General features: G+C 51.7%; 12 protein-coding genes. 2 read left to right on the top strand and 10 right to left on the bottom strand.

The window, feature by feature from the left end; translation table 11 throughout:
- Positions 1-33: 33 nt before the first annotated feature.
- The gene (pepF, locus tag RJP21_RS11700) at positions 34-1,833 is read right to left on the bottom strand and encodes an oligoendopeptidase F (RefSeq protein WP_310859417.1); all 1,800 of its coding nucleotides are present in this window, start codon (positions 1,831-1,833) and stop codon (positions 34-36) included.
- 227 nt (positions 1,834-2,060) lie between these two features.
- Between pepF and RJP21_RS11695 the strand changes: the two genes are divergently transcribed.
- Entirely contained in the window at positions 2,061-2,477 is a 417-nt protein-coding gene (locus RJP21_RS11695) for a MerR family transcriptional regulator (protein ID WP_310859416.1), read from the top strand.
- Between the two features lie 63 nt (positions 2,478-2,540).
- Here RJP21_RS11695 and RJP21_RS11690 read toward each other — a convergent pair whose 3' ends face one another.
- Positions 2,541-3,479 (bottom strand): NAD(P)-dependent oxidoreductase, encoded by a 939-nt coding sequence (locus RJP21_RS11690; protein WP_310859415.1) that lies wholly within the window; start codon positions 3,477-3,479, stop codon positions 2,541-2,543.
- 323 nt (positions 3,480-3,802) lie between these two features.
- On the opposite strand from RJP21_RS11690, the gene RJP21_RS11685 reads away from it, so the two are divergent.
- A complete protein-coding gene (locus tag RJP21_RS11685) occupies positions 3,803-4,195 on the top strand; it encodes a hypothetical protein (protein ID WP_310859414.1) in 393 nt (130 codons plus the stop codon).
- Between the two features lie 253 nt (positions 4,196-4,448).
- Here RJP21_RS11685 and RJP21_RS11680 read toward each other — a convergent pair whose 3' ends face one another.
- The 8 genes from RJP21_RS11680 to RJP21_RS11645 form a co-directional block, all read right to left on the bottom strand.
- On the bottom strand, positions 4,449-5,285 hold the full coding sequence (locus tag RJP21_RS11680) for a hypothetical protein (RefSeq protein ID WP_310859413.1): 837 nt from the start codon (positions 5,283-5,285) through the stop codon (positions 4,449-4,451).
- 182 nt (positions 5,286-5,467) lie between these two features.
- On the bottom strand, positions 5,468-7,543 hold the full coding sequence (locus RJP21_RS11675) for a serine hydrolase domain-containing protein (protein ID WP_310859412.1): 2,076 nt from the start codon (positions 7,541-7,543) through the stop codon (positions 5,468-5,470).
- A 306-nt stretch (positions 7,544-7,849) separates the two neighbouring features.
- Positions 7,850-9,925, bottom strand: coding sequence for an alpha-glucuronidase family glycosyl hydrolase (locus RJP21_RS11670; protein ID WP_310859411.1), 2,076 nt, complete (start codon positions 9,923-9,925; stop codon positions 7,850-7,852).
- Positions 9,926-9,958: 33 nt separating this feature from the next.
- Entirely contained in the window at positions 9,959-10,633 is a 675-nt protein-coding gene (locus RJP21_RS11665) for a GntR family transcriptional regulator (RefSeq protein ID WP_310859410.1), read from the bottom strand.
- Between the two features lie 40 nt (positions 10,634-10,673).
- Positions 10,674-11,474, bottom strand: a complete 801-nt coding sequence (locus tag RJP21_RS11660) for a Nif3-like dinuclear metal center hexameric protein (protein WP_310859409.1) — start codon at positions 11,472-11,474, stop codon at positions 10,674-10,676.
- Positions 11,475-11,790: 316 nt separating this feature from the next.
- A complete protein-coding gene (locus tag RJP21_RS11655) occupies positions 11,791-12,645 on the bottom strand; it encodes a VOC family protein (RefSeq protein ID WP_310859408.1) in 855 nt (284 codons plus the stop codon).
- Between the two features lie 22 nt (positions 12,646-12,667).
- Complete coding sequence (locus RJP21_RS11650; RefSeq protein WP_310859407.1) at positions 12,668-13,075, bottom strand: DoxX family protein; 408 nt, start codon at positions 13,073-13,075, stop codon at positions 12,668-12,670.
- Between the two features lie 290 nt (positions 13,076-13,365).
- On the bottom strand, positions 13,366-13,770 hold the full coding sequence (locus RJP21_RS11645) for a VOC family protein (RefSeq protein ID WP_310859406.1): 405 nt from the start codon (positions 13,768-13,770) through the stop codon (positions 13,366-13,368).
- Positions 13,771-13,797: the final 27 nt, after the last annotated feature.

Here is a 13,797-nt window from a genome sequence, read left to right as displayed (position 1 = left end):
TTTTCCAATCACTTCAGCAGCTGTCAGTCATGTTTAAAACAAACGCTCGAGCTCATCAATCAGCGATCCGACATAAGCCGCGGCGTTTCGGATCGGTTCCGGTTTCGACATATCCACCCCTGCGAGCTTCATCAAATCGAGCGGGCTCATGGAGCCGCCGGCCTTCAACGCTTCGAGCCAACGATCCACCGCAGGCTGCCCTTCTTCCCGGATCAGCTTGGCTACCGCGGTAGAAGCGGTAAGTCCCGCCGCATACGTATAAGGGTACAAGCTCATGTAGTAATGCGGCTGACGCATCCAGGTCAACTTGGCATGGTCGTCGATCATGACATCCTCTCCCCAGAACGAAGCCAAAATGTCTCCCTTCAGTTCGCATAATTTCACGGCCGTAATCGGGACGTTTTGCGAAGCAAGATCGTAGACCCGGCGCTGAAGTTCTCCTTCGAGCAAATGGGTGACAAAGTTGTGGTAATACGTGCCGAGAAGCTGGGAAATTACCCAACGGCGCATTCTCGGATCGTCGGAACGTGTCAAGAGATGATCCGCAAGCAGGAGCTCATTCATCGTCGACGGAGCTTCGATAAAATACAGGGAAGGTCTATAGTTCGTTATCCGCTGGTATTTGCCCGCCAGCATCAGATGGCCGGCGTGCCCCACTTCATGGGCCATTGTAAACGCGCCTCTCATACTGTCCGCCCAGCTGATCAGAATATAAGAATGGACTCCCGGTATGGAGCTGCAAAATGCCCCCGTTCTTTTTCCTGCGTTATCCGCGTAATCCACCCAACGGTCGCGGAATGCGGCCGAAACGATTTCCCCGTATTCCGGACCTAGAATCGACAATGCTTCCTTGATCAATTCCCCCGCCTCTTGGAAGGAAATGGCCGGGCTGAATTCCGGGTCGAGCGGCGCCTTCAAATCGGCGAACGTCATTTCGTCCAATTGAAGCACCCGCTTCTTTAGAGCGGCATATTTCCGCATATGAGGCGCAAGCTCCTGCTGCAAAATGTCCAGCACATTGTTGTACATTTCTTTCGTCACCTGCTGCGGCGTCAGCAGCATGTCTGTCACGGAGTCATATCCGCGCAGGCGCGATTCGATCACCTGCCGTTTCACTTCGGTGCCGTACGTCTCCGCAAACGTATTGCGGTATTTATGCAGCGTTTCGCTAAAAACTTGAAACGAATTGCGGCGCAAAACGGTGTCCGGCGATTCGACGTACTTGTTTTCATAAAGCGCAAACGATACCGGCACTTCCTGCCCTTGACCGTCTTTGGCTGCAGGGAACGTCATGTCTGCCAGCTTGCTGCGTTCATAGATGCGGTATGGCGCTCCTAAAACCTCGCCCAGCGATGCAAGTACCTTTTCCGTTTCCGGCGTCAATCTGTGCGGTTTGGTTTGCAACAGCAGCTTGAGGCTGCGTTCGAAATCCCGGAGCGCTGGTTGTTCTTTTATGTACTCTTCGATCATTCCGTCAGGGAGTGCGATAATTTCGGATTTGATAAATGACAGGGCCGTGACCACCAGCGAAGACAAATCACGCGCCTTGGCGGCATTGATCTGGTTTTCGGGGTCGATGCTGTCTCCGGAGAGAAGCAGATGCGCATAAGCCGAGGTCCGGCTGACTCTGCCCTGAAGTTCTTCCTGGGCAAGAAGACAGTCCAGCAGCGTATCCGCTCCTTCGCCGAGCTTTCCTTCAAATTTTGCAACGGAGGAGATATCCTGTTCCACCGCCTGCATTTCATTTTCCCAAGCCTCTTTGGTCGGAAAAATATCGTTCAAATTCCATGTAGTTTCTACTGCCACTTCCGCGCGGGATAAAATTTTCGACATACGTGTGCACCTCTCCCTTTCCATGAATTGACCAATGTTTAATAGCTCCAATAAATCCCATTGTATCATACATTTCTATGTCATTACCTGCATATTTCCGCCTGCGAAAAATTTCCCTTAAAGGCTGGAAGAATCACGGACACTTGAAAGAGAAAGATATCGTAGTCATCAAGGGAAGTGTACGATATAATTAGCCTCAGATTCTCCTTATGGAAGGGGCAATTCCAGTGAAAATAAGCCAAATTTCCAAAGCAACCGGCGTAAGCGCCCGATCAATTCGGTATTATGAAAAGAAAAATCTGCTTTCCGCCAAACGTTTGGAAAACGATTATCGGGAATTCGACGAGGCCGACATCAAACGGATCAATACGATCCAAATTTATTTGAAGCTCGGCATGTCGACGAAGGAAATTCTTGAAATATTGAAGTGCCATGATGATTACGATGCTTATACCGACAACGATGGGTTCTGCGTGGAAATGCTTGAAGCCTATGAGGAAAAACGGGCCGAAATCGCCAATCAAATCCAATCCCTTTCCGCAGTACAGAAGCGGTTAGATCAACGCATAGAACAAATGAAAATCCGGCAGGCAATCATGGCCAAAACGGGCGGTTCAATGGAACAAAGAGGCGCATCTACATGAGCGGATTTGATACGGAAAAGTCCGGCCCCTCTTATGGGCCGGACTTTTCCGATATGGTCATACCTATTTTTTCCGAAGCTCTTCGGTCAAACGGGCAAATCCTTCCATTCCGTAGCCTGCGTCGATCGCTCGCCTTGCGATATGGTTAGCCGCGATCAGTACGCTGGTATCGATGCCGTGAGCAAGCGCCGTATCAATGATATGCTGCAATCCTGCGGCTGCCGAAAGCAGGTTGGAGCTGTCTCCCGGATATTGCCCTTGATCCGCTTGCTCGGCCAGTGCGGCCATGATATTCGGAAGAATGCCGCTAATGCCTTGTGCGAAAGGCAGCAGCTCTTTCCCTGAGATGTTTTCAGCTTTTGCCAAAGCGAGCGCATGAATGTAACCGCTCATCGCCGTCCAGAAAATATCCAAAAGCGATACATCGTATGCGGCAGCCCGGCCCGCGTCTTCGCTGAGATATACGGAAGCACCGCCGATCCTTGACAAGATTAAACGATTAGCTTCAAAGACCGCCTTGGCTCCGCTGTACAATACGGTGGCCGAATTCTGTCCGATCGTAGTAATTGGCGTCATGATCGCTCCGTCAAGGTAATCAATTCCGTGCCCGGCCGCCCATTCGGCCGTTTGGCGTGCGCGAATCGGCGAATCGGATGTCAGATTCACCAATGCCCGTCCACTTAAGCTTTCGCCGATCGGTTCGACGATTTCGTGCACGGCGTCATAATCCCGGACGCACACGATCGTCAGCCGACTTGCCGCAGCGGCTTCGGCGGCGGTATTCGCCAGGACTGCCCCTTGAGCGGCAAGCGCCTCGGCTTTGCCGGGCGATCGGTTCCAGACGATCGTCGGATGGCCTGCCTTCAGAAAAGCTCCGGCCAGTGCTCGTCCCATCGGGCCGAGGCCGATAACGGTCACGGGAGGATGCTTGTCGTTGTCTCTTTTTCCTTCATCACTTTCCGAGTTTCCCCTTTGCGTCTTATCCGTCATTATATGACTCATCTCCTTTCCCTCCCATCTTAAAACGTTGACATAGTGTCAAAGTCAACTCCAATGTTGGCCACCGTTTCTGACGGATATAAGAGCAAGCAACAACTGATCCGGTTGCTCATAGCTGGAATGCTGAGTGAGCAGGCACAAAAAGTGCTGGATGAAGCGGAAACGGGATTTTTTCGATACTTCGGGAGTGAACTTAATTTAATCTTAAAGAACAATTAAGGTTATCCTCAGGTTTCTCGTTTACAATGACATTAGGCTGAAACTCTCACACCCATAACCTAACGACTACGACACGCACCAAAAAACAGGAAAAGAGGATTTTAACCATGAACATAAAGCGAGTGATGATTGTCGGAACGATGGTAGTGATTATGTCTTTCGGAAGCACCGCGTTAAGCGGCTCCATCACAAGCGCATGCCCGGCACTAAAATGGTCTTTTTCTACAGGCAATTCAGAAAAAGACGATCTGCTTGAAGCACTCAACCAATCATCCGACGAAGAACTGTATGAATCTTTGTACGAAGGCAAATCCTTGCATGATATCGCGGCCGAACAAGGCGGAGATATCAATGATGTCATCGATCTTCAAGTCTCGCAGCTAGCCAAGCAGTTGGATGACCGCCTTCAGAGCGGAAGCATTACGCCCGAGCAGTATGCCGCCCACAAGGCCGAGCTCAGGGAAATCGTCGAACAGAGCGTCTTGACTTCCTTCGGTTGACGACAGGTACATAAGGAAAGAAGCTCGCGTACCTTAAACGATATCTTTCAGGAAAATAAGAAAACGTCTATCGACGTGCTTTCACAGAAGACAGACCGCGCTTAGCGGAAATTTTTCTTGAGATATTAAGGAAGCAATCACTTCGAAACTTATACGTTCTTATATCCTCAAAAAAGGACTTTCTCCCAACCGGAGCGTTTTCCGCATGTTCCGCTGGAGAAAGTCCTTTATCTTTTGCAGGCATGGCCTAAGTTCAGGTTCGCGCGAACCTCCGGAACAATTTTCGAATCCACCCGACGACTACAGGCAGCAGCATGAGCGCGACAACCGCGCCCAAAATCAAATAGAGGGTTTGGTTTTTCCGTTCGTATGAGACCATCCGGTCAACGCTCGATCCGATCAAGATGACGCGCCGCTCGTCTTCGCCCGGCAGGTTAAAAGGCTCCAAACGGCCGTTTTGAGCCTGGCCGATGACCGTCACCCGGTCGCCCGGCGAGACGGCGTAGTACCCGTATGCGGTTGATTTGGGTTTTTCGATGAGAAGCGGCCGGGAAGAACCTTCATCATAAATTTTGGATACTTGCTCGAAGGGAACCGTCGTATTATCCAAAGGCAGCCAGTCGGCATAAAAGCGGAACTCGTCGGATTGAACGGATACCCCGTTGATCTTCAGCGTACCCCAAACCGAGGGCTTTTCGTCTTTATTCAGCTTGTACGAGCATCCTCCTCTACTGCATTGCCAGTTGAACATTTCCTTCTGAAGCAGCGCGTAACGTTTGCGAAGCCTGCCTTCATCCGTATACGCAGCCTCGCCCTCGGCCGTCCCTTCAAGCCTGACCATCCCCGTCGTATCGGCGGTCAGTTTCTCGACCGGACGGGAATTTAATATGATCGACGTTAACCTGGCCGAATTCCAATAAAGCAAAATCGCGCCAAGAAGCACAATGAATCCAACCGTTTTTAAAAATCCAAACCAAAACCGGCTAGCCAAGCTCTCCTTTGGCGATTTACGCTTGTTTTTGTTTCTGTCCTGCGGCTCTCGCGAACCTCTGCCGTTGTTTTTATGTACTGATGCCAACACTGTTGCCAAAACTATTGTTCCTCCCCTCATAACGGCCGAACCTTCGTCATTGTAACATACGCTCGAGGGAAGCGGATGTTTCAAACGCACCGGATTAAGAAGCGCATCAACACAATGACGTATGAAGCGAAAAAGGCGGGAATCCCGGAGTCGTCCGGGATCCCGCCGTTCAAAGAACGAAATTTTATAAATTATTGCTCTTTCAACGCAATGTTAAACGTCGAGCCCGCTTCTCCGGCAAATACGACCACTCCGTTTTTCGGCAGAACGGCATCGCTCTTGCCGCTGATGACCGTGAAGTTCACGCAGGTCCCCGTTTCGTCATATACCGCAAAGGAACCTTGTTCCGGCATGTTGACGCTCATGGTTTTGCCGGCTGCTCCCTCCGGAACGGTAAACCATCTGGCATAACCGTCGGGCTGAATCGTTACCGTGGACTGCTTCCCTTTATAGAGCGCTTTTATCTTGTCCCCGCTGACATACAAACTTCCGGCCGCTTCCAGATATTCGCTGCCGTTTTCTTTAAAGAAATGATATTCGGCCGTATCCCGGCCGCCCATGGCCGGAATCTGCACCTGGCTAGCCGCTGTGTCCGGACCGGAAATTTGATTTGCTCCGAAATATCCTTTCAGGTCGTTAGAGCGAGTGATTTTAACCGTCGGCTTTAGCATGTACATGAGCGAACTGAATTTTTCGTTGATCGGATAGAATTCCTGACCTTCTCTTTTCGCCCAAGCTTTTTCCGCATCCTTCGCAATCGGGTGATCCTCAAGCTTCTCCGCCATATAAGTGGACACGGCCACTTGCCCTAATCCCGGGATGCTGGTGTATTCCCTGTCCCATAGATAGGTGCGTCCGTTTTTCTCCGTAACAAACGCAAGCTTCGCAGTGCCTTCAGGATTCACGAAGGTGCCGTCCGCCGTATATATGAATTTTTGCTCCGGAAGACCAGGCGTGTTCGGCACCGAAAGCGTAAGCTCCCCGTTTTGAATGGCGATTTTGATTTGTTGGTTGAGGTAACCGTAATACCCCGCGTATTTCTTAACATCGCCCGGCATATCCGCTTTGACCGGCTTGCCGAACGATTTTTCCGGCTTGATTTCCTTGATCGTCCCTTTCTCTTTTAGCGCTTGAAGCAGCAGCTCGGTAGCCATCATCTGGTTCGTCGAACTGCTTCCGCCTGAGGACAACACGGCGGCGGCCATATTCTGCTCCGGCAGCACAACCAGCGAGGCATGGTACAAGATGGTGTCCCCGCCTTTGGTCAGTGCCTTGATGCCATAATCGTTAAACGGGTACAGCCTTACGCTGTCCCAGCCAAGCCCGAAATCGACGGAATTGTCGGCGTCTTTCGGCCACAATCCCCTTTTGTATTCCTCCTGCTGCATGGCTTGAACCGACTTGTCGGTGAGGATGCCCTTTTGCTGTCCCGTGAAAATTTGCGAGAACCGCGCCAAATCCTCCGCCGTGGAATAGATGCCGCCCGTGCCGATCACGTTGACCGTTTCATTCGGAAGCTGCGTATCGAATCCCGGGTAATAAAGCCCGGCAAATTTGCCGGGTTCCATGACATCCTGCGAAGTTATCGTATGGTTCATGGACAACGGCTCGGTAAAATTTTGACGGATGAATGCAGTAAATGTCATGCCGCTGACTCTTTCGACAAGAATTTCGGCCAGCGTAAACCCGTCGTTGCAGTAAACCGAAAAGGCCCCCGGATCCGCTTTTAGCCGCTGCACGGATAACTGTTTCAGCAGCGTATCATGCGTATACGTGTCCTGGTCATTGAACAGAAAGGAATTGCCCAAGCTGGAGCCCTGCAAACCTGAGGAATGATTCAGCAGCATGCGCGGCGTGATCTGCTTATACCGTTCGTCTTTCATTTTGAAATCCGTTATGTACTGCACAAGCGGGGCATCCAGATCGATTTTCCCCTCATCGACAAGCTTCATTACGGCCGCCGTCGTAAACATTTTGCTCGTGGAGCCGATGCCGTACAACGTATCCTTGGTCAATGGTATTTTCCCAGCCTTGTCGTTGAGGCCAGTTTGCCCCGAAGCCAATAGATTGCCGCCGTCAATGAGTGCATATTGGACGCTGGTCGTCCCGTATTTTTCGGTGAGCAGCGCCGCTTTTTCGGCAGCGAATTTCTCCAAGCCCTGAACCGATACAACGGCCTTGCTTTTGGCGGCCAGCGCCGCTGTCGGAACGAGCGGAGTCAGCGCAATTGCGGCGGCGAGCAGCCAGATGAACCTTTTTTTCCCCATGAAAGAGCCTCCTTTTGATACGAATCTCATAAACTAGTACGTTTCACCGGAAAAAATGGTTCAACTTTCCACAAAAAAACGAGAAAAATAAGAGTTGTCTATTTTATGTCGGATCTAGCTCCTCGGCTCAAAAGAAAAATGCAGGGCGCCGCGTTCAGCCAAACGCGGTTCCTGCATCCTGATTTTTCCGAGAGCAAAACGCTATTCAGCGTTAAACGGCATGACGATTCTGCTCCGAAGTCCCGATTCCATCGTCGTTTCAATCACAGCCTTCTCCTCCTGCCTAAAATAGAGTCGTCGACCAGCTTAATAAATCCGACGGTCGTACTGATCCTCAATGCCGGATTTGCGGTAAAAGTACGAGTTGACAACGTCTCTCCATTCCTTGGCATGCGCAAGCTGGATCCGAAGCCGTTCCAACACCGCTTCATAGCGCTCCGCATCGATGTACCTTTCCAGTTCGCGCCAGAGTCCGATGAATGCCTCCACACCTTCCACCCCTTCAAAATGGCTGTCGTAAATATGCTGGATGACCGTTTTGCCGGAATGAAGCACATGGGTGTATGGAACGTGGTGGAAGAAGAGCAGCAGCTCGTCCGGGCAGGACTCCAGCGACTCGTAACGCTCCATGTTTTCTTTGGCATATTGAGATGTATACCCGGTTCCGTTTTTCAAGGTACGATTGACGCCCATTCCCCGGCTATCGGCATAATGGTACGTTCCCCACACGGAGTACTCGTAGCCGTCGACGTTCGGGCCGTAATGATGCCCGGGGTTCACCATCCATCCGATCCCAAGCGGCGACGTATAGCTTTCATAGATGCGCCAGGAGTCCTTTAACATGGACCGGAGCGCTCGGCAGACCGTTTCATCCGTGCCGAAAGTGAGCCGGATCCACTCCGCCGTGATCGCCTCTTCCGTCAAATCCGGATTCCACGCCAACCGCCCGAAGCCGTAAAGATTCGCCTGCGCCAGCGTATGCCCGGTCCAGTTCGGATCGTCTCCCACGTTAATGACCGCGGCCATTCCGGAGTGTGCATAAGGATGCGTTTCCCCAGCGACGACCTTCTTCACTTCCGATCCTTCGCCCCGCGTGAACGTATCGAAATCGAGCACCTCCTTCCACTGCGGGACGAGATACGCAAGATGTTTTTGCTGACCCGTGTATTCCTGCGTAATTTGGAACTCCGCCATTTGGTTGGTCTCCGGCATCGCGCCGAGAAGCGGGGAGACCGGCTCCCTGACCTGAAAATCCATCGGCCCGTTTTTGATCTGCAACACGACGTTTTTCTTGAATTGGCCGTCCAGCGGTTTGAAGTGATCATAAGCGGCGCGGGCCCGATCGGTCGTACGGTCTCTCCAATCCTGAAGGCAGTTATAGACGAAACATCTCCAAACTACGATGCCGCCGTAAGGTTCGAGCGCTTCCGCGAGCATGTTCGATCCGTCCGCATGCGTCCGGTTGTAGGTAAAAGGACCGGGCCGGTGTTCCGAATCGGCCTTCACGACAAAACCGCCGAAATCGGGGATAAATCCGTAAATTTCGCGGGCTTTTTCCTTCCACCATGCCCGCACGTCGGGATCGAGGGGATCGGCCGTATCCAGCGCCCCCAGTTGGATCGGGCTGGCATAATTGATGCTGAGGAACAAAGCAATTCCGTAACCGCGGAAGATTTCGGCCACCGCCGACACATCCGGCAAAAAACGGGGCGTGATCAGCAGCGTTTCGGTATGGTGGACATTAACGTTGTTGATAGCCACGCCGTTTATTCCGATGGAAGCCATGAGCCGCGCATAATCCTTGATCCGCGCCCGGTCCCGAATAAATTCGTTATCCTTGAAAAAGATCGATCCGCCGGCGTATCCGCGCTCGATCGAGCCGTCCATGTTGTCCCAGTGGTTCATCATGCGCAGCCCGTTGCGCGGATTTTCGAGGATGTTCAGGCTGCCGCCCAAATCGCCGGTTTGCAAGAGCCTCAGCAAATGGAATGTGCCGTATAGCACGCCTTTTCCGGATTTTGCGGATATGACGATCGATTCTCCCCCGTTTTCGGCGATCGTCTGAATCGCATACCCTTCTTCATTCAGCGCTTGTCGGGGCACAAGCTCCTGCAGCCGCTGCGGCAAAGCCTCATCGAATTGGACCAACCGGATCACGTTCGTTTCCACGCCATCCGGATCGTCGGTCATTTCCGGCGTCGTCCCGGTCATTTCCGCAAGGCCGAAAGCAAGCTCCCGCACCGCAGTAGCGAACTGTTCCGACGTACCGTAGACCGCCACCCTTTTCAAACACCTTATTTCTTGCAGGGATTCATTCCTTGCGTACCTCAGCCAGCATCGGTCGGCGGCCGAATAAGGAAGTTCGTTGTTTATTGCAAGCATGATGTTCGTTCCCCTTTCGCTTCTCTCTTCCCTTTAGACAAAGTAATGCGGGTACTTTTCCTTCAACATATCCTGCTCGATCACGACCAGCCGCAGATGATTCTCCATCATTTGCATGGCCTGCTCCATCTCTTTCCCTACGATCAAACGGTAAATTTCTTTATGCTGCTCAATGATGTTGCCCCAATTGGAATCTTTCGACAGTCGAAGCAGCCGGAGCCGGTTAAAATGGATATTCAACTGCTGGAGCATTTTCCAGGTCCGCTCTTTTCCCGTCGCTTCAAACAAAATTTGATGGAATTCCTCATCCAGCTCAAACAGCTTGTAATAATTGTTTTGCGAAGCGCAGACATCCTGCATCACGATGTTGGCTTCCATGCGAAAGCGGTATTGTTCCCCGAATTGTTCGCATGCCAGCGCCACGATTTCCTTCTCGATTTTTTCCCGGATAAAACGTCCTTCCTCGACATGCTTCAGGTTGATCCGGGAGACGACGGTGCCGCTTTGCGGAATAATATCGAGCAATTCCTCCTCCGCCAGCTTCATGAACGCTTCCCGGACGGGCGTCCGGCTGACGTTCAGCTCGTCCGCGATCTCTTTTTCCGAAATTTTCGTTCCAGGCTCAAGCTCCAGATGAAGAATCCTTTCCTTTAGCAAGTTATAGGAATACGCGCGGGTCGATCCCTTAATCTTTTGCTCAGTTGACATACGGTAACCTCTTTCTGCAATCGCTTCATTTATTCCTATTTTACATGATTTGCAGCGGCGTCGGGGTGTTGATGAAATGGACCGGTATGCCCGGAAACCGTTCTCCGATCATCTCCGAAAGCAGCTTCATCCCCGGCGCTTCGCTGGCTGCATGCCCGAGCAAAAGGAGCGAACGGCCGCATCCTTGGGCGGCTGCGTCCCGGACGTATTCGGGCGTTTCCCACTCGGGGCCTTCCCCTGCAAGCAGGAGATCGACATGTTCCTTCTCGTACAGAGGAACGGCGATCTCACTGCCTCCCCGGTATCCTACGGCGATACCGATGGTTTGACAGGCGGATTCCAGGCTGCCTGCCGCGCGTAGGTACGGTAGATGAAGACTGCTTTTGACATGGAAGGCGATATCGCAGCCCCGACGCGCTTCAGGCAGGGTCACCACAGCCGCGGCCTCAACGTATTTGTGCTCATACCGCTCCCAATCCAGTGCGCGCAGCAGCCCCCGGGTGATCAGGTCGGGGCTGACCCGGTGCGGATGATCATGATAACGGTAGATGGTCATGCCTGCCGATTCGATGAAACTCTCCTTCACCTGTTTTACCCGGCTGTGGCCATCCGCCCCCTTCCCGCCTTCCTGATGGCGGTAAAATACGCCTTCATGGGAAATGAACAAATTGGCTCCCAGCGACGCCGCTTCCCGAATGGCTTCGCAGGAAGCGACGAACGATACGGCGATGCCGCGGACGGCCGCTTGCCCGCTGCCTGCAACGATGCGGTCGACCGTAGGCTCAAGCCGTCCCGCTGCCGCAGGAAGTTGATCAATCACGTCCTGTACGGTGATGTCCAAGTTTTCCCCTCCTTGATTCGTACGTAGTTATTGAGTGCAACTTTCCTCCGATAGTTTCATTAGGATACTAGTATAACTAGTATGGTAGTTTATTGGGTTTTATTGTAAAGGACCTTTTCCATGAATTCAATCCTTTTATTTTTTGGCAAACATATTTTTGATGTCCTTCAGCGAAGCGTTGTTCGAATGAGTCTGATCCCGTACCGCACATGGCTGCCAAGCTAGGCTAAAAGCAAAAACCCACCGTCAGGCCCCTGCCTAACGATGGGTTTGAAAGAAGTTCATATTTTTTCAGCCTCATAAGCGAATGCCCGGCTCAGAGGACAAGCCTCATCCGGTTCTTGGACGGATCTTCCGTTATCCATGCGCCCCGGTCTTCTTGGACGGAAACTCCCATAGACTTCAGCCGTTGTACCGCAGCCGTTCTTGCCGCCTCGGTCGGATAAACGATATCGAAGGAGGTCAACCCGACGCTGTTTTCCGCGGGCGCTGGGGCACCTACGCCGTTCCATGTGTTGAATCCGATGTGGTGATGGTATTGGCCTGTCGAAATAAATAGCGCCTGGTTGCTTAGCCGGCATACGACCTCAAAACCCAACCCCTGGATATAAAATGCTTCCGCATCTTGCAAGAAAGAGACATGCAGATGGATATGCCCCATGAGCGTACCCTCGGGAAGCCCTTTCCACTCCTGCCCGGCCCCTTCCTGCAATAGATTCCGAATATCCAGGGCAACGGTATCCATCACGATTTCCCCGTTCCCCCAAGCCCATGACGAGGACGGTCGGTCGGCATAAATTTCGATGCCGTTTCCGTCCGGATCCGCCAAATAGAGGGCTTCGCTGACCAAATGGTCGGACGCCCCTTGGAGCGGGATCTTATGCTGAATAAAATGCTGCAGTACGCATGCCAAATCCGAACGCTTCGGCAGCAGAATCGCAAAATGATATAAACCCGTCGTGCGCGGTTGTTTCGGCATAACTTGTTCCGGCTGCTCGATCGTCAACATCGGGGTTTTGCCATCCGCCGTCATGACCGCCTTCCGTTCCGATTGCTCCAACACGCGAAATCCGATCACATGCCGATAAAAAGCAAGCGATCGAGCCAAATCCGAAACCTTTAAATGAACGTGGCCTACAAAAATGTTGGGTTTGCTATGAAATGTCGTCATGAATGGAGACCTCCGGGTTGATTTATTTTGCTTTCGAGCGGAAAAACAAACGGTCCAACGCGAACAGCGGTGAGCCGGCGATGACGAAATAAACGGACATGATCAGCAGAGCCAAATCAATTTCATACCCCGGCATCTGATCGTTTCCCAAAAAACCTGCGGCAAATTTCACCTTGACAATGGCTCCGGCCAGAATGACGGCAAACAAAAACGAGACCAACCGCGTTCCAAGTCCCAATAGGACGGCAAGTCCGCCCACAAGCTCGATCGTTGCCACAACATACGCGGCAAACCCGGGCAGGCCCAAGCTTTCAAAGAATCCCGCAGCATTGCCGATGCCCCCTTGAAACTTGGCAAGTCCGTGAATAAAAAAGGCAGCGCCTAAAAATACCCGCAAAAACAATGCGCCGATATCCTGTTTTCTTGTCATGGTTACTGGATCCTCCTGATCGAAATTCAAACAATAATTTTGTAAGTAAATTACTTTATGTTTGTGATTATATTTTGATCAGCGAACAATGTCAAGGAAACAAATGTAGTTTGCGAGTATATATGACCGAAGGACACTCAAGGAAAAAAAGGACGACATCCCGAAGTCCGTTAACTTCGGATGTCGCCCATGGCATTCATTTTTACAGCATATATTCGGCTCGACGTTTTGCAACTTCATTACGAAACGCCGATCGTCCGATTTGTACACTGAATGGTGGCATAAGTCCCTCATTTAAAAACTTCGATCGGAATCATTTCGATGAGATTGAGCAAATGACCGTCTGGATCGAAAACGTCAAACATGACATGTCTATTCCATGGAGAATCCCATGTTTCTAGTTCCGAAACCCGGTATCCCTGGGTTTGCAACATGACATGAAGCCCCCTGGCGTCGCTGCATTTAAAATTAAAAAGATTTCTAGTCGATACGGCGATCGGCTCGCCGGTTTCGGCTAAAGTCAGCAGGGCCGCATGCTCGGGGTGCGGATTAAAAAATAGTGTCGCCCCGCGTTTCCCCTCGCCCCAATCTTCAATTCCCCGACAAAGCAGTCCGAGTCCTTCGGAGTAAAAAGCGATAGACCGCTCCAGTCGGCTTACCGGAATAAAAACGCTGCCGATCTGTTGAATTCCCAATATACATTCGCCCCTTTCACATCGCGT

Origin of the sequence: Paenibacillus sp. VCA1 (assembly GCF_031583795.1) — a bacterium.
Classification (GTDB): Bacteria; Bacillota; Bacilli; order Paenibacillales; family Paenibacillaceae; genus Paenibacillus_AQ; species Paenibacillus_AQ albilobatus.
This window is presented reverse-complemented; position numbering and strand designations above follow the sequence as displayed.